We start from the raw sequence: 16716 nt of genomic DNA, 5'->3' as shown, positions 1-16716 counted from the left end.
GAGAATAGGGTGAATGAAGCTAGGTAGATTTAATCGTTTGGTTTAAATTAAGAGTAAGCACTCAGATCTAGTTTCAGAATATCCCCTACTCTTTTGAATTCATCATCTATGGTTGCATTTACTGTAATTCTTTCGTTAGAAATAGGATGATTAAAAATCAATTGGTGTGCGTGAAGCGTCATTTTGCTGATCTCAAATGTTTGAAGCCACAATTTATTCTGTTTATTGCAACCGTGTTTTCTGCAGCCTAAAATGGGATGTAGAATATGTTTAAAATGTTTTCTCAACTGATGAAATCTTCCCGTTTCAGGAATGGCTTCTACCAAACAATATCGCGAGGTCTGATGTTTTAAAAAGGGTAAATCTATTTCTGAAGTCTGCAAACGGTGGTACTTTGTAACAGCATTTTGCTTAACTTCATTTTCATTAACCAAATCATAATCAATGGTTTCTTCTTCTTTCGTCCAGCCACGAAGGATAGCCAGATATTTCTTCTCTACTTCGCGTGAAGCAAACTGTTCGCTCATGATTCTAAGGGTATCTTTATCTAAGGTAAACAGCAGAACACCCGAAGTTTTTCGGTCTAACCGGTGTACGGGATACACTTTTTGCCCAATCTGTTTCTTCAGCTCCTGAATAGCGTAGGTATCGGCTTCTCCCGCATAGAAAGATTTATGAACCAGTAATCCGCTGGGTTTGTTGATGGCAATAAGATGCTCGTCGCGATAAAGAATTTCTAACATGATGCAAAAGTAGAAATTTTCGACTTATATAGCCCTGATTGCAGCGACATCCTTTTGCGAAATACAATGGAGCAAAAGATACAGCGGAAAGCAGGTTCCCGGCTCCTGGAAAATTAAAATGTAAATATTTGTCTGTTTATTAACTGCTTTTTTTATTGAAACTCATGATTTTGATTCCAAATTCATATTTTTGCACATCAGACGTAAAAAAATTATGGCAAAGCAAGAAGATGTTTTCAAGAAAGTGATTTCTCACGCTAAAGAATATGGTTTTATTTTCCCATCGAGTGAGATCTATGATGGTTTATCCGCTGTTTATGATTATGGACAGAATGGTGCCGAACTAAAAAATAATATCAAACAATATTGGTGGAAAGCTATGGTACAGCTTAACGAAAATATTGTCGGCATTGATTCGGCGATCCTTATGCACCCAACTACATGGAAGGCATCAGGCCACGTAGACGCTTTCAACGATCCATTGATTGATAATAAAGATTCTAAGAAGCGTTTCAGAGCAGACGTTTTGGTGGAAGACTATTGTGCTAAAATTGAAGATAAAGAGAACAAAGAAATCGAAAAGGCAGCGAAAAGATTTGGTGATGCTTTCGATAAAGATCAGTTTGTTGCAACGAATCCAAAAATTTTGGAATACAGAGCAAAAAGAGAGGCTATTCTTTCGAGACTGGCAAAATCTCTGGAAAATGAAGATCTTGCTGATGTAAAAGCGTTGATTGAAGAGCTTGAAATTGCAGATCCTGATACAGGTTCTAAAAACTGGACGGAAGTAAGACAGTTTAACCTGATGTTCGGAACTAAATTAGGTGCTTCTGCTGATTCTGCAATGGATCTTTATCTGAGACCTGAAACGGCTCAGGGTATCTTTGTTAACTTCCTGAATGTACAGAAAACTTCACGCCACAGACTTCCTTTCGGTATTGCACAGATTGGTAAGGCGTTCAGAAACGAGATTGTTGCAAGACAGTTTATTTTCAGAATGCGTGAATTTGAACAGATGGAAATGCAGTTCTTCGTTGCTCCGGGAACAGAACTTGAATTCTATGAGCAATGGAAACAAAAACGTCTGAACTGGCACTTAGCGTTAGGTTTAGGAAATGATAATTACAGATTCCACGATCACGAGAAACTGGCTCACTATGCCAATGCTGCTGCTGATATTGAATTTAATTTCCCATTCGGATTTAAAGAATTGGAAGGTATTCACTCAAGAACGGATTTCGACTTAAAAGCGCATGAAGAATTCTCAGGAAGAAAACTTCAGTTCTTTGATCCTGAAAGAAACGAAAACTATGTTCCTTATGTAGTGGAGACTTCAGTAGGTTTAGACAGATTATTCCTTTCTATATTCTCACATTGTTTAAGAGACGAAGTATTGGAAGACGGTTCAGAAAGGACGGTTTTATCTTTACCTCCGGCATTAGCGCCAATTAAAGCCGCTATTCTTCCATTGATGAAGAAAGATGGTCTTGCAGAATATGCAGAAAGGATCTTCAATGATCTGAAATATGATTTCAACTTGTTCTACGAGGAGAAAGATGCCATCGGAAAACGTTACAGAAGACAGGATGCCATTGGTACTCCTTACTGTATCACTGTAGATCACGATTCTTTAACGGATCATACAGTAACCATCAGAGACAGAGACACGATGCAGCAGGAAAGAGTTCCTGTTTCAGAATTGAGAAGGATCATTGATGAGAAAACAAACTTCAGAAATTTACTTTCTAAAATATAATTAAAAGCCCTGGTTTTCAGGGCTTTTTTATTTTTCATACATTCCGGATCAACCTACCATAAAAATGATTATTTTTAGCGGATTAAAAAACTAAACTAATAATAACCATGAAAAAGCTAATACTTTCATCACTGGCTGTGGCAGTGCTCTCAAGTTGTGTGTCTAATGATAATCCTGCCGACCACAGAGACAACAGCAATAACTCTCATAACAATAACACGGGTACTTCTCCACTCTTGAAAAAAGCAACTGACGTCAACCCTGGCGGTCAGCCTTATGTGGTGGAATTTAAGTATAATGGAGACAAGCTTATAGAAACCTACAACGCATCAGATGATGATAGAGTAATTTATACTTACAGCGGAGATTATATTGCTAAGACAGAAGAGTTCATTGGCGGCTCTCTGGTTCTTATGAGAGAATTCACCTATTCCAATGGAAGACTTTCAACGGAAAAGATAACTGATAAAGAACAGGGAACGCTGATCTATACCAAAATTTATCAGTATCTCAGTGATGCCCATGTTCAGTTTGATGAATATAAAAGCGGAACTTATAATCCTTCAACAGGAACGTATTCCAATCTTGTATTTGCACAGGTGGATGTTAATTTAACCAATGCAGGAAATGTGGCTTCAGCTAAATATACGTATAACGGAGTTACCTATAATATTACCAATACTTATGACACCTTCAACAATCCTATGAAGAATATAAAAGGTTTTGTTAAGATCAATTTATTTGATGTGAGTGACGGGCAAATAGGGTATAATAATCTATTGAATCAAACAGAGAGTTATTCCGGTTTATCCAATGGAACCAACAAAATTACCGCAGTTTACACGCTTAACGGAGACAACTATCCTACCAAAGCTGTTACTACATATGATATCTCAGGCTATGGAACAAGTACTCATAACTGGCTTTACGAGTACTATTAATAATTATTTTGCATTTTAGGTTGTAAGCTTTGGAAATATTTCCAGGGCTTTTTTATTTTTCACAACATATGAGTTAATTTATTACTTTTATCCCTCAAATTTTAACCATGAAAAAAATAACGCTGATGATGTTTGGATTAATCCAGACATTTGCATTTTCCCAAACTCAGGACCTGACGACACTGGCTTCCGGAGACCATGTAGGCATGAATGCCCTATTCGATGATAAAGACAATCTTTACGGTTACGTTTCTCTATATTCTTACGGAAAATCCGGTGATAAAACCAAAAAGTTTGAATACGTTATACTGGATAAAAACCTCAACCCTGTTGCCAATAAAGAATTTGAAGGAGACATCACTGCTGCCTCTTATTTAGGATATGTTGATTTTAAAGGACAGATTATCCTAAAGCCTTCTATGATGGATTATTCCCTTGTAAAAAGCAAAGAGATATTCACCCCGGTTTCCATGGTAATTGATCCTAAAACCAACTCCATTACCAAAAAACTCTATTACGACTATTTGGAAAACGGTACTTTCAAGGAGATCAACGAACCGAAAAGCTGGAAAGAACAGCGTAAAGACAACCGTGATGAGAAAAAAGAGAAAGGCTATAACTACGTTTCTGCGGTAGGAGAACTGAAAGAAGGAGGTTATTTTGCTGTTGAATACAAAGATTACGGAAAGTATGAAAACAGCAACAGCCTTATGAGGTTTGACGAAAATAAAAAAGAAGTCTGGAGATATAAATACAACACAGACGGAACTAAAAAGCTGTACACTACGTTGTCTGTTCTGGAAAGAGACGAGAATTATATGTACTGCATCATGAAAAAAGTGAATGACAAGCAGAAAACATTCAGTCTTCTTGTTCTTGATATGAAAACAGGAAAAGAAAAGTCTAACAAACCCGTTACCGGATTATCTGATGATACAATAGACAATATTGAAACCTTCTACTCTAATTACCGAAAAATTGATAATGATAAAACTTTTGATGATAAAGTAGTTTTATTGGGAAGAAATTATGATGATTCCCAATCCGTAGGATTTGCAAGAATGATCCTCAACAAATCTGACTTTTCAGTAGACATGAAAGCCATTAATTATGAGCCCAATATCTCAGCTTTTCTTCCCAAACTTAATAAAAATGGTATGGTAGAAAGCGGCTACATGCTTCAGACCAAAGACATGTACTTCATGAACGATGGAAGTGTTGGTATTTTATCAGAAAAATACAAACCCGAAGGTCAATACTCTGCTCCAAAAACAACAGATCTTGTCTATATCTACACCGATAAAGATTTCAAAGTGAAAAATGTTCAGGTTTTTGAGAAAGAAAAATCAAAATGGGTGAACAGTGATTATCTCTTCTCACAGTACCTCAACGGTGGAAAAGACGTGGTATTTTTCTACCGCGACTATCAAAAAGATGAAGTAACGAAACAGAAAAGATGGAACCTTTTTATCAATACCATTATTGATGGAAAATTTAAGCAGGAGATTATCCCAATTTCGGAAAAAGATAATTATGCAGTAACTCCGTATGTAGGAAAAGAAGGTTATATCCTGCTTCGGGAGTATAATGAGAAAGAAAAATTTAATAAGATCCGTCTGGAAAAATTGAATTATTAATACAAAAAGAACCCTGATGTTTCATCGGGGTTCTTTCTTTTATGATTTGGCTGAAGCCAGTGGAATTTTTTATTATTAAAAAAACGGGCTCCCTTCGTCAAAGCTCAGGATTATACCGTTCCTATTGATATATAAACTATTTATATCAGGGTCAGTTTACCTTCGCTATAGTTTCATTCGCCTGATAAAAATCTGCGATATTTTTGATTTCATCAAGGCTTAAATTCCACATAAAATTCAGAAACTGCTGGTAGCTTTCACTCTGATTTTTGGGCTCTATCCTATCCAGATAGCGGTTCAGGTTATAATTTTTTCTAGCTTCATATATTTTGGAGAAACATCTTCCCAGCCAGCTTTTATAATACTTTTCTTCCTCTTCATCCTGTAAAAACTGCATGGCAGTATAAATTCCCAATCCGTAATCTTCCGAATGAAAATAATTGGGAAGAATTTCCATCCTTGCCGTTTTCTTTAATGTCACAAACAAATCTGTAGGTTTTTCCGGACTAACAGGTGTTTTAAGTTCTGCAAAAGTCTTTTTAAGCATTTCAATTCTTCTGGAGACTTCGGGATGTGATGCCAGAGAATCTTTGTTCAGTTTTTCTTTGTAAAAATTATAGTTGTAAAGAGAGAAGTCTTCTTTTTTCATCCATTTTTCATTGAACGCCTGTTTTGGGAAATTAAATAATTTTTTATACGTTTCAACCTTTAGTGTTCTCGGTGAAATGGTATCAAAAGCCTGAAGTCTTTGAAGCGCATTCACAAATTCTGCTTTTTTGAAATCGCTGTTTTTAAAAATGACATAGCCCAGAGAATCTGCCTGCATTTCGCTTTGTCTTCTCTCCACACTTTTTTTGTACACTGTATTTTTTAAAATATCAAAAGCTTTCTGATTCTGGCTCTGGCTCCTGCTTGTTGTTGTGGATTTGATATTCTCAACGACAATTTTATCCAAGTTATCCTGTTCGATTATTTTTAAAAAAGTTTTCAGGGAATGTTCTTCTATTTTGTGCCCAAGCTCATGAGAAATCACCGCAGCAATCTGCTCTTCATTATTCAGCCAGCTATAGAGCCCCATATTGATTACAAAAGTGCCGTCAGCAAGGCAATAGGCATTGGGAGTATTGTCTTTTGCGATCAGAATTTTAAGATCCTGGGGAATTTTAGGATTGTTCTTTTTAAGACGTTGAATCATAGACTGTATACTGGCTTCAAATTCAGATTTGAAGATAAAATCCTTATTCTTCACCTGTTTTTCAAAGTCGGTTCCGAATTCTTTATAAATTTTGGATAATTCTGAGCCTGTTTTCCCGGAATACTGGGACTTTAACCTCTTTACAGTCGCTTCATTATTTCCTTCAAAATTTTTTAGAAATGTTTTTCTCTGTATATAATCTGCAGTATCTATTGGTTTATAAATCTGGGCTATTCCTAACATCGAAAATAGGAAGCATCCCAATACAATCAGTTTTCTGGTCATTGTTTTCATCAAATAAGAACAAAAATAACGTATTTGATGATTCATTTTAATTTTTATAACCAAATTATTCTAAATTTGTTAAAGACCCATTCATGAAAAGATGAGAATACTAAAGTATATGATAGGCGGAGCTGTTGCAGGTGCTGCGGCGGCTTATTTTCTGGGATATGATTATTTGTTTAGTGGTATTTCCAAAACCTATCTTAAAGGAAAATCAAGTGCCTACATTGATGACGGAAATCTTTTCCCAAGCAATCCTATTGCTACAGAAGAACCTAAACTCTGGGAAGAAGATCCTGATTACAATAAAAAGGAATTACCTAAACATTTAGTTGAAAACTTAAAACACTCCAAAACAGCTGCTTTTGTAGTGATAAAGAATGGAAAAATTCTTCATGAACAGTATTGGGACGGTTACAACCAGCTCTCGCAGACCAATTCTTTTTCTATGGCCAAAGCAGTTACTGTCATGCTTTTGGGGAAAGCTTTGGAAGAAGACATTATTCCGAATATTGATGAAAAGCTGTCTGATTTTTATTCTGAATTTAAAAATAAACCTTACGGAAATGAGGTAACTCTTAAAAATCTGGCTCAAATGGAAGCCGGGCTGGACTGGGATGAAAATTACAACAACCCGTTTTTGCCTAATGCAAAAGCATATTATGGAAAAAGCCTTGTAAAAGCGGTATTCTCAAGAAAATTTAAAGAAGAACCGGGAGTCAGATTTGAATACCAAAGCGGTTCTACACAGCTTCTTGGCTTTGCCCTTAGAAAAGCATTGAATAAACCATTAGCAAGCTATTTATCAGAAAAATTCTGGGTTCCTCTGGGAATGGAACAGAACGCTAAATGGAGCACAGACAATCATGGTATGGAAAAAACGTATTGCTGTATTCATTCCAATGCGAGGGATTTTGCCAAGCTGGGGCAGTTATTTCTGGATAACGGAAAAGCTGGAGATCAGCAAATTCTTAATGCAGCCTTCATTGAACAGATGAGAACTCCTACGGAAAAGTCGGAAAACATCTATGGAATGGGGCTTTGGATTAATCATGACAACCCAATCAAACATTATTATTTCCTGGGATTGCAGGGACAATATATTATTATGGTTCCAGAGCATAATATCGTTATCGTAAAAACCGGAAGCTATTCCAACAATCCTAAAAATGACAGAGGAAGACCAGATCAGGTCAGATTCTTTGTGAATGAAATTGTACCATTATTCCAATAAACACTATGGAAAAACACAACATACAAGTTGATGAATACATTGAAAAATCTCCGGATTTTGCAAAACCTATCTTAGAATATCTTCGTGAAACCATTCATGAAGCCTGTCCTGATGCAGAAGAAGCTATCAAATGGAAATTTCCTACGTTCATGTATAAAGGAAAAATCCTATGTTCTATCACTGCTTTCAAGCAATATTGCAGTTTGGGATTCTGGCTTCATCAGGAAATGAAAACTTTACAGGAAATAGAAACAACTGCTGAAAAAAGTTCAATGTTCAGTTTAGGAAAAGTAACCCGCCTTGAAGATCTTCCATCCAAACCTCAGCTAAAAAGCGCTATCCAGGAAGCCATGGAGCTTACAGACATGGGAGTTACGATGAAAAAAGCCCCTCCATCCAAAGTAGAAATGGATGTTCCGGATTATTTTCAGTCAGCTTTAAATGCCCAGCCAAAAGCAAAAGAAATTTTTGAAAAAGCAACACCTTCTTTCAGAAAAGAGTATATTGCATGGGTTTCCGAGGCCAAAACAGTAGCTACCAGAAATAAAAGATTAGAACAGTCTTTGGAATGGATAGCCGAAGGTAAAGGCCGAAACTGGAAGTACCAGAAAAAATAAAAAACACACCCAATGAAGAAAAAAAATATTCTCTTTTTCTTCCTTATTATTTCATTTTTTACACCCGCTCAGTCGTTTGATTTTGAGGGACAATATAAGTATGCCCGCATGCTTTCCTCTAAAAATCCTGACAGCTCTGAAATTGTTCTGAATAAGATTATAGATTCTGCGCAGAAGAGAAATTTCCCGGAATTTCTTGCAAAAGCTTATTATCTAAAGTCTTTCAACAGCTATTTGAAATCTGATGCTGAAAAAAGTCTCGATTTTGCTGATAAAGTACTGAAAATATCTATTCAAAGCAATTACAGCATTGGAAAAGCACTGGCGTACAGAATGCAGGGAACCCAGTATGCAAAGCTTGGATTGCTTAGAGAGTCTTCTACAAGTCTCCGAAATGCTTTAGTAGAAGTAAAAAACAATACTACAGAAGAAGGACATGAGCTGAAAGGGATGATCTTTAATTCTTTTTTGATTCTTCTCAATAAAGAGCAATACAAAGAGAAAGCATTTTATTCTAAAAGTGCTATTCAGGAGTTTCAAAAGCTTAAAAATGCAGCCAGACGAAATGAACTTTTGATCTCTGCTTATACCAATATGGGGTATAATTTATCTGAGGTGAAAAAATTTAAGGAAGCCAAATATTATTTTGCAAATGCTCTTTCATTGGTGGGAGAAAGTAATTATTATCTTCGGGCCAATATTCTTAATGATATCGGATTTTCTTTTTCAAAACAAAATAAGCCAGACAGTGCGGTGCTGTACTTTCAGAAGTCCCTCGCCATTGTAGATCAGTATGGTTTTAATGAAAAAAAGATCGAGGTTACCAAAAACCTTGAAGAAGCGTATGCCCAGCTCCACGACGAATCCAATACCGAGAAGTATAAAATTGAAAATCTTAAATTAAAAGACAGCGTTGCTTACAACAGATCCATGGCTGTCAACAAAACATTATCAAAAAAAGAGAAAAGTTTCCATCAGCAGCTCAACGAAAGCCACAGTATTTCAAAATGGCTTATTATCGCCTGTATTGTTCTGCTAATTGTTTTAGGAGCGATGATTTTCAATAGCATTCGTCTGCGAAAAAAACATAAAGAAGCGGTTGCTAAAATTTACAAAGATGGAATTTCACCTGTAGTGTATGAGGAAGATCCACAGGAAACTTCTGAGGATATTCAGACAAAAAACACCCCTACTCCGATTGAAATAAAAATTTCGCCTGAAGTAGAGGAAAACATACTAGATGGATTAAAAATTTTTGAAGAAAACCTTGAGTTTAACAACAAAAACATTTCTCGTTACAATCTTGCAAACACGTTGAATATCAACACAAAATATCTTTCAACGGTTATTAAAAAACATAAAAAATTCAATTTTAACCAATACATTAATCACTTGAGGATCAATTACATTGTTAATCAGTTGAAAAACGAGCCACAATACAGAAAGTACAAGATCAATCACCTTGCTGAAATCACAGGATATTCATCTCACAGTGCCTTTTCTCTTGAGTTCAAAAAAATCACAGGATTGCATCCGTCGGCTTTTATTAAAACCCTTGATGAGATCTCCTGATTACTGTTCTGCTATGGTCAAATTATTATAACCGCCCGTATTATTAAGCGAAAAATTTGCAACGTTTGAGTTATTTAAATTAAACCAGATGTAAGGCATCAGCCTCTGTCCTGCTGTCATGTAGAAAGAAGCGGTGCAGTTACTTCCTGCATCAATATTTCCGACACTGTTTGAGGACATGGTATTCGCACATTTCACGGTATTGACAATATTGGCGGCAGTCAATCCTGCGGTATTATCATAAAGCTGCCAGATCGCCTCTATCTGAATAGGATTTAAAGGATCTGTTGTATAATTAATAGCCATTGGAGCCAGATCTGTGGTGAAAGTAGCTACATAAATTCCGTTTCTGGGCGCTGTAAAAATACCTGTTCCGGCATTGAAAGTCGTCCCGGAATTACTTTCAAAAGTTTTACTCCAGTCTACCAGATAATTACTTGCTCTGTTCTGCAAACCAGTTGTTATTGTTGGTGTGGCAGGCGTTACAAGCTTTACATTATTCGTTGTTTTGGCCGCAATCACAATCACTTTATTACTGGCAGGTTGAGCTGTCAGCAAGGGAAGCCATTCATTTCCGTTGGAGTATTCCACTCCGCTGTTATAACGCACCGCTCCCTCATCTGCTGCAACTGCCGTGAGGGTGGAAGTTCCAAAACCAATGGCTCCGTTTCCGGAATTTCTGGCGTCTACTTTTACCGCGGGGCTCAAAGTTCCCACTCCTATTTTTCCCGCGCTGTTCACAAGAATATCATTAGCCTGCTGAGCGGGAGTAAATGTTGATCCTGAAACAGGATTATCTTTCTGCCCGTCAATATGCAGAATACCCTGCGGGTTTGGGGTATTGATTCCAATTTGTGAAAATGCAAACTGGAAGCTTAAAGTCATTAGAATCAATAAACAATTTTTTTTCATCATTTTTCTTTTTATAATCCGAAAATACTTAGAGAAGTCAGTGTAGAATCGGTATCCAGTGTTTTTGAACTTCCCAGTTTTTGATTCAGGCTTACCGTAATATTATCTCCCTGATTCAGGTTAAAAATTCCGGAGCAGTTCCCCGCAACGCGGTTTCCGATCGTATTGTTTCCCGGGTAACTTCCTACACATTTGAAAACTTTACCGGTTGCAGAAGATGTAGAATTGGTCTGAATCAATGTTTCATACCTTGAATCATCTGCAATGCTTCCCGAAGCCAGTGAAAAGGTAAAGGATACGATATATACGCCTGTTTTTGAGGCTATAAAAGTTCCTGTACCTGCATTAAAACTGCTATTCACGTCCGTTTTCTTAGTCCAGCCGATAACAGCAGCCTGTACTCCATCGCTGAAGCTTTGTGTAGAAGCATTTTCAGCATCCACAAAATCATTAGGTGCTTTATGAGCCAATGCTACCCATGTTGTTCCGTTAGAATAGCTCAGATCCTGGGTTCCGGAATTATATCTCATCGCTCCGGCCTTTGCTGCCGAAGCAGATTGTGAAGTTCCTCCAATCCCTATTGCATTTAAACGTTCTCCTGATCTCAGATCAAGTCGTGTTTTCGGAGATTTTGTTCCTATCCCTACACTTCCAGAGGAAGTAATAACTACATCATCATAATAAGTGGAAGGTATTGAAGCACTTGTCTTCTTCTGTCCGTCAATGTGTACTGCTCCTTCCGGAGAAGACATATTGATTCCTATCTGAGCATTCATCCATAAGCCACAGCAAATGAGTAAAGCCAGTCCTAATTTTTTTCTCATATCAAAATGTGTTATTGTTCTAAAATAGAAAGATTTACAAAGCCGTATTCATTGCTTGCAGAAGAGGTATCTGTTCTCAGGCTCAGGCTTCCGTTATAAACAGACTGGTAGATATAAGGCTGAAGGGTATCTCCTTTATTCAGCTGAACCCCGGCTACGCAAGAACCTGCAACCTGTGCCTGTTTTGAAATATTTGAATAAGATTTTACGCATTTTTTTACGGTACTACTTCCGTTTACAACATATCTTGCTTCTGAAAAGTAGCCTGAAACGATAGGAATTCTTACAAAATCATATGTAAAAGAAACAAGATACACTCCGGTTCTTGGAGCGGTAAAAACACCTGTTCCGGGAGTAAAATTTCCTGTTGGATCGGAAACCTCCGTCCATCCGGCAATCCCTGTAGAAACCTGATAGGGAATTTTAACTGCAAAGTTGGCGGCCTGAAGATTGGCTACTACTACCGCTTTGGTAGGGGAAGAAATAAGATCCTGCCATACTACACCATCAGAATACTGCATCTTTCCGCCATTCAGTGGATTATATCTTACAGCCCCTCCACCTGCCACTGAAGCGGTTTGGCTGGTCTCTCCTATTCCGATTGAGTTGTCTGAATTCGTTACCGAGCGTGTGTCTATCTTAACAGCTGGCGTTAAAGTTCCAATTCCTATTTCTCCGGCAGAAGTGACAGCAACGTCATTAGCAATTTGGGTAGAAGATGGTGCTCCGGATGAGGGATTATCTTTTGCCCCATCCACATGGAAAGTGGTTTGAGGATTTGAAGTATTAATACCTACCTGCGCTTTCGAGTGGCTTATGGTAAAGCATAAGGGAATCAGGATTCCCTTCATCAAAATACTTAGATTTTTCATGTAATTTGTGGTTTTAAAACGTGTACAATTCTTGGCCAAAGATAAATGTAAAAGCATATGTCCTACAATAGCCCTACACCAGCCACAATTACATAATCAACTGATAAACAATAAAATAATACTTTATTTTACATTATCAAAATACGGAATTTTACTATTTAAAATAAAATAGAAACCTTATTTCAATAGAAATTTTTAAAGAATCTATGTTTTTGAGGAAAAATTTAAGTCTAATGAAATCTGAAGTTTGCTTCCGGTAATGTATTCTTTTTCAGAAAAGCTTCATATTCCGGGGAGAGTTTTGCACGGCCAAAGGTATTTTCTCCGCTCATACTTCCGAGACGCACTTTATCTTTTCCATATTTCCGGTTCATAGCATCCATGGCTTTCATCACGGGAAGATGCTGGTTTTGTATATCTTCCTCAAAAAGACCGATCTGTCTCTGATCTTCGGGAACAAAATCATTCACCATAACTCCAGCTCTTTTGTAGTGGAATCCCTCTCTGTAAATGGCTTCAAAAAGTTCATTCACTACTCTTCCGATCAGGATGGATGAATTGGTAGGATTGGAAAGAATGCGGGTCATTGCATTTTTATATTCGGGCAGGTCTTTTCTAAATCGGTTCGTCTGTACAAAAACAGTGATCATTTTACAGCAGGTATTCTGCTTTCTCAATCTTTCCGAACAATACATTCCAAAAGTTTCTACTCTTTCCCGTACTTCTTCTTTCTTGGTGAGCATCTGCATAAAACTTCGGGTAACGGCTATGGATTTTTTAGGAGAAGGTGCATCCAATTCAAGCTGACGAATTCCCTTCAATTCATTAATCATTCTTACTCCGTGAATTCCCATCACTTTTCGGACCCATATTTCAGGTTTCTGAAGAAGATCCCATGCTTTATATACGCCACCGTCATTCATTTTGACGGCAAGTCTTCGCCCTATTCCCCATACGTCTCCTATGTTGAGCCATTTCAGGGCTTTTTCAATTTTTTCAGGAGTATCCATGATATACACTCCTTTAAAATTATCCGGAAATTCTTTTACAATTCTGTTCGCTACTTTACATAAGGTCTTAGTAGGAGCAATTCCTATGCTTACGGGGATATTTTCTTTCTCATGGATCTCATTTCTGATTTTAAGACAATATGCGTAAATATCAATGTATTTGAATCCCGTCAGATCAAGAAAAAGCTCGTCAATACTGTACACTTCATGGTCTAGAACATAGGATTTAGCAATATTAATAACCTGCTGGCTTTTATAATTATACAGTTCAAATTTTGCAGAAAAACTTTTCACATCATGTTTCTGAAAAAGCTCTTTGTACTTGAATGCAGGAGCTGCCATAGGAATTCCCAGATCTTTTGCTTCTTTACTTCTGGACACAACACACCCATCGTTGTTGGAAAGAACCACAACGGGTTTGCCTTCAAGATCAGGATCTAAAGTCCTTTCGCAGGAAACAAAAAAATTGTTACAATCTACCAGAGCGTACATGACAATTGTATAGTAAATATCTATACAAAATTATAGTTTTTAAAGAATAAAATAATCTTTTAGACCATAATTAACATCATATTTAACAGTCTGAAAAACAAATAAATAAAATTTTTAAACACGACATGTTTTGTCGCATTAGCACTTTAATTTTGTATTCAAAAAAACATTTATTAAAACAAAGATTAAATCATTTTCAAGCGTTCTTCTTCAAGATCCAGCTGGTAGAGCTGATGGCGGATAATCTCTTCATTTACAGAAGTATCTTTATTGAGTTCTGAAAGAAACTGTCTCTGACTTTCCAACATTTCAAAAAAGATATCTTTGGTCTTTTCATTCATCCATTCGGTTTCATTAGTCTGTATTTTTTCTTCCCAGTGTTTCAGCATTCTTTCTAATCCGGCATGGCTATTCAGCTCATTTTCATGCTTATCTTTCAGAAAGTGATAAACATGCTGTTTCAGTTTATGCTTTATTTCTTCTCTTGCTTTTTTGTCTTTTTCCTCATCTGAAAAATCATCAAATACATGCCCGTATTTTATCAGGTATGGCAATGTAAGCCCTTGCACGAGCAATGTCAACAGAATCACCACGAAAGTAATAAACAGGATAAGGTTTCTATTCGGAAAAGGAAGCCCATTTTCAAGGGTAATAGGAATGGCTAATGCTGCTGCTAATGAAACGACTCCTCTCATTCCCGTCCACCCAAGTATAATAGGCATCAGCAAACGTCTCCTGTTAGAAGATGCACGGGGTGCCACACTTGGCCTAAAAATCAATGTGGCCAGCATGGCGGCATAAGAGCTTATAATTCTGGCAGCAATTAAAATTCCCGTCACAAATACCCCATATTTAATGGCTGTGCCCAAAGGAATTCCTTCCCAACGCAGACCGCCAACAATTTCAGGAAGTTCAAGACCGATAATTAAAAATACAATACCATTCAGAATAAATACAAAGCTCTGCCACACACTATAGCCCATAATTCGGCTGGTACTGTTAAGAAATATTAATCGTTTGCCAGACATATACAGACCTCCACCAACAACAGCTAAAACTCCGGAAGCATGAAACTGTTCTGCAATCCAATACATGAGATAAGGTTCAATAATTGTCAGGGCAATATCTGAAGCAGCTTCCGTAGGGAGTCTTTTGTGAACCTGTACAAAAATCCAGGCCAATATTAAACCGATTCCGGCACCTCCAATAATCATCCATAAAAAATCAAGCGAAGCTTCCTGCCATATAAACTGTCCCGTTCCAACTGCAACAAGGGCAAAACGAAATATAATCAGTGAAGAGGCATCATTCAGTAAACTTTCTCCTTCCAGAATAGCGGAAGTAGTAGATGGTATTTTTACAAACTTCATGATTGCTCCTGTACTTACGGCATCAGGCGGAGACACAATCCCTCCCAGCAAAAAGCCGAGGGCAAGCGTAAATCCGGGAATAAAATAATTAGCAGTCACTGCCACAGCCAGTGCAGTAAAAAAGACCACTAAAAAGGCAAAGCTTCCAATAATACGCCACCATCTTTTCATTTCTTTAAAAGAGATAGACCATGCTGCTTCAAATAGCAGAGGTGGTAAGAATATAAAAAAGATAAGATCCGGATTGATCTTTACGACCGGAAGCCCCGGCACAAAACTAACGAGAAGCCCAAATACAACAAGCAGAATTGGGTAGGCAATTTTTAATTTAGTAGCCCACATATTGAGCAGCACGATGGCTGCGACCATAGCAAGTAAAAAGGGTAAGATGGTATGCATTTGATATTGTGTTTTTTGTCTGTCATATTTACTACTTCTATTTTTTAAAAGCAATTTTTTTTCTAATTTTTATGTTGAAAGATGAATTTTAGTCATATAAATAGGGTTACTGTCTCAGAATGAATACTCTGGAATTTTAAACAAAATTCAAATAAAACACGTCAAGTTTCGTCGCTTCCACGCTATACTTTTGTCCTATAAGAAAATAAGAAATATGGACAAAGTAACCTTAGAACGAATTCAAAAACTTCACCCGCTGGTAAGAGATGAAGTAAAACAAATCATACAGGAATGTGATGAAGCACTCACCGGAAGAGCCAAAATACGAATCACCCAAGGGTTAAGATCTTTTGAAGAACAGGAAAAACTGTATGCGATCGGAAGAATTACGTCAGGAAAAAAGGTAACCAATGCTAAGGCAGGACAGAGCATTCACAACTATGGTCTTGCCGTAGATATGTGCCTTATGATTGACGGAAAAACAGCAAGCTGGGATACCGTAAAAGACTGGGACAATGATAAAGTGGCCGACTGGTACGAATGTGTAAAAATTTTTGCCCGCCATGGCTGGGACTGGGGTGGAAACTGGAAAACATTTAAGGATCTTCCCCACTTCGAAAAAAAGAATATTCCGTCTAAAAAAGGTCCTGTAAAAACCAGTTGGAGAACGCTTTTGAAGATGCCAAGAGACCAACAGAATTACGTTATTTTTTAGTGTCATTTATTTGAAATTAAATATAATACGACACGTTCTGTCGCTTCCCCGGCCTACCTTTGCTTTATAAGAAAACAACGAAAAAAGCAATGAAATCCAAGTATGGAATCTCAACATTTTTTGAAAAAATCAATGGATTCTG

14 protein-coding genes are annotated in these 16716 nt (G+C 37.2%); 7 read left to right on the top strand and 7 right to left on the bottom strand.

The genetic code is table 11. From position 1 onward, the window contains the following. Positions 1-47 precede the first annotated feature (47 nt). Positions 48-743, bottom strand: a complete 696-nt coding sequence (locus CQ046_RS01165) for a pseudouridine synthase (protein ID WP_105700497.1) — start codon at positions 741-743, stop codon at positions 48-50. Positions 744-957: 214 nt separating this feature from the next. On the opposite strand from CQ046_RS01165, the gene CQ046_RS01160 reads away from it, so the two are divergent. The 3 genes from CQ046_RS01160 (at position 958) to CQ046_RS01150 (ending at position 5077) form a co-directional block, all read left to right on the top strand. Beyond that, positions 958-2499, top strand: coding sequence for a glycine--tRNA ligase (locus tag CQ046_RS01160; RefSeq protein WP_105700496.1), 1542 nt, complete (start codon positions 958-960; stop codon positions 2497-2499). Positions 2500-2606: 107 nt separating this feature from the next. Further along, positions 2607-3440, top strand: a complete 834-nt coding sequence (locus tag CQ046_RS01155) for a hypothetical protein (protein ID WP_105700495.1) — start codon at positions 2607-2609, stop codon at positions 3438-3440. Positions 3441-3547: 107 nt separating this feature from the next. Then, positions 3548-5077 (top strand): hypothetical protein, encoded by a 1530-nt coding sequence (locus tag CQ046_RS01150; RefSeq protein ID WP_105700494.1) that lies wholly within the window; start codon positions 3548-3550, stop codon positions 5075-5077. A 151-nt stretch (positions 5078-5228) separates the two neighbouring features. Here CQ046_RS01150 and CQ046_RS01145 read toward each other — a convergent pair whose 3' ends face one another. Further along, on the bottom strand, positions 5229-6602 hold the full coding sequence (locus CQ046_RS01145) for a M48 family metalloprotease (RefSeq protein ID WP_228406831.1): 1374 nt from the start codon (positions 6600-6602) through the stop codon (positions 5229-5231). Positions 6603-6657: 55 nt separating this feature from the next. Here CQ046_RS01145 and CQ046_RS01140 point away from each other — a divergent pair, with 55 nt between their 5' ends. From CQ046_RS01140 to CQ046_RS01130, 3 genes are read left to right on the top strand one after another with little or no spacing between them, the layout of a single operon-like run. After that, positions 6658-7791, top strand: a complete 1134-nt coding sequence (locus CQ046_RS01140; RefSeq protein ID WP_105700492.1) for a serine hydrolase domain-containing protein — start codon at positions 6658-6660, stop codon at positions 7789-7791. Positions 7792-7796: 5 nt separating this feature from the next. Next, positions 7797-8408: a YdeI/OmpD-associated family protein gene (locus tag CQ046_RS01135; RefSeq protein ID WP_105700491.1), complete on the top strand. Its 612-nt coding sequence runs from the start codon at positions 7797-7799 to the stop codon at positions 8406-8408. Between the two features lie 12 nt (positions 8409-8420). After that, the gene (locus CQ046_RS01130) at positions 8421-9980 is read left to right on the top strand and encodes a helix-turn-helix domain-containing protein (RefSeq protein WP_105700490.1); all 1560 of its coding nucleotides are present in this window, start codon (positions 8421-8423) and stop codon (positions 9978-9980) included. Here CQ046_RS01130 and CQ046_RS01125 read toward each other — a convergent pair whose 3' ends face one another. The 5 genes from CQ046_RS01125 to CQ046_RS01105 form a co-directional block, all read right to left on the bottom strand. Further along, a complete protein-coding gene (locus tag CQ046_RS01125) occupies positions 9981-10892 on the bottom strand; it encodes a hypothetical protein (RefSeq protein ID WP_123906551.1) in 912 nt (303 codons plus the stop codon). A gap of 11 nt (positions 10893-10903) precedes the next feature. Beyond that, positions 10904-11716: a hypothetical protein gene (locus CQ046_RS01120; RefSeq protein ID WP_123906550.1), complete on the bottom strand. Its 813-nt coding sequence runs from the start codon at positions 11714-11716 to the stop codon at positions 10904-10906. 11 nt (positions 11717-11727) lie between these two features. Next, the gene (locus CQ046_RS01115) at positions 11728-12588 is read right to left on the bottom strand and encodes a hypothetical protein (protein WP_105700487.1); all 861 of its coding nucleotides are present in this window, start codon (positions 12586-12588) and stop codon (positions 11728-11730) included. 230 nt (positions 12589-12818) lie between these two features. Next, a complete protein-coding gene (locus tag CQ046_RS01110; protein WP_105700486.1) occupies positions 12819-14090 on the bottom strand; it encodes a Y-family DNA polymerase in 1272 nt (423 codons plus the stop codon). Positions 14091-14275: 185 nt separating this feature from the next. Then, a complete protein-coding gene (locus CQ046_RS01105) occupies positions 14276-15859 on the bottom strand; it encodes a Na+/H+ antiporter (RefSeq protein WP_105700649.1) in 1584 nt (527 codons plus the stop codon). A 214-nt stretch (positions 15860-16073) separates the two neighbouring features. Between CQ046_RS01105 and CQ046_RS01100 the strand changes: the two genes are divergently transcribed. Further along, a complete protein-coding gene (locus tag CQ046_RS01100; RefSeq protein ID WP_105700485.1) occupies positions 16074-16574 on the top strand; it encodes a M15 family metallopeptidase in 501 nt (166 codons plus the stop codon). Positions 16575-16716: the final 142 nt, after the last annotated feature.

This window comes from Chryseobacterium sp. MYb7 (assembly GCF_002979455.1).
Classification (GTDB): Bacteria; Bacteroidota; Bacteroidia; order Flavobacteriales; family Weeksellaceae; genus Chryseobacterium.
Note: the sequence above shows the minus strand (reverse complement) of the source record. Positions and strands in the feature narration are given on the sequence as shown.

Excerpts from the sequence above, each read along its gene's own strand:
- CQ046_RS01165 (WP_105700497.1), bottom strand. The coding sequence starts at position 743 with ATGTTAGAAATTCTTTATCGCGACGAGCATCTTATTGCCATCAACAAA.
- CQ046_RS01160 (WP_105700496.1), top strand. The coding sequence starts at position 958 with ATGGCAAAGCAAGAAGATGTTTTCAAGAAAGTGATTTCTCACGCTAAA.
- CQ046_RS01155 (WP_105700495.1), top strand. The coding sequence starts at position 2,607 with ATGAAAAAGCTAATACTTTCATCACTGGCTGTGGCAGTGCTCTCAAGT.
- CQ046_RS01150 (WP_105700494.1), top strand. The coding sequence starts at position 3,548 with ATGAAAAAAATAACGCTGATGATGTTTGGATTAATCCAGACATTTGCA.
- CQ046_RS01145 (WP_228406831.1), bottom strand. The coding sequence starts at position 6,602 with ATGAATCATCAAATACGTTATTTTTGTTCTTATTTGATGAAAACAATG.
- CQ046_RS01140 (WP_105700492.1), top strand. The coding sequence starts at position 6,658 with ATGAGAATACTAAAGTATATGATAGGCGGAGCTGTTGCAGGTGCTGCG.
- CQ046_RS01135 (WP_105700491.1), top strand. The coding sequence starts at position 7,797 with ATGGAAAAACACAACATACAAGTTGATGAATACATTGAAAAATCTCCG.
- CQ046_RS01130 (WP_105700490.1), top strand. The coding sequence starts at position 8,421 with ATGAAGAAAAAAAATATTCTCTTTTTCTTCCTTATTATTTCATTTTTT.
- CQ046_RS01125 (WP_123906551.1), bottom strand. The coding sequence starts at position 10,892 with ATGAAAAAAAATTGTTTATTGATTCTAATGACTTTAAGCTTCCAGTTT.
- CQ046_RS01120 (WP_123906550.1), bottom strand. The coding sequence starts at position 11,716 with ATGAGAAAAAAATTAGGACTGGCTTTACTCATTTGCTGTGGCTTATGG.
- CQ046_RS01115 (WP_105700487.1), bottom strand. The coding sequence starts at position 12,588 with ATGAAAAATCTAAGTATTTTGATGAAGGGAATCCTGATTCCCTTATGC.
- CQ046_RS01110 (WP_105700486.1), bottom strand. The coding sequence starts at position 14,090 with ATGTACGCTCTGGTAGATTGTAACAATTTTTTTGTTTCCTGCGAAAGG.
- CQ046_RS01105 (WP_105700649.1), bottom strand. The coding sequence starts at position 15,859 with ATGCATACCATCTTACCCTTTTTACTTGCTATGGTCGCAGCCATCGTG.
- CQ046_RS01100 (WP_105700485.1), top strand. The coding sequence starts at position 16,074 with ATGGACAAAGTAACCTTAGAACGAATTCAAAAACTTCACCCGCTGGTA.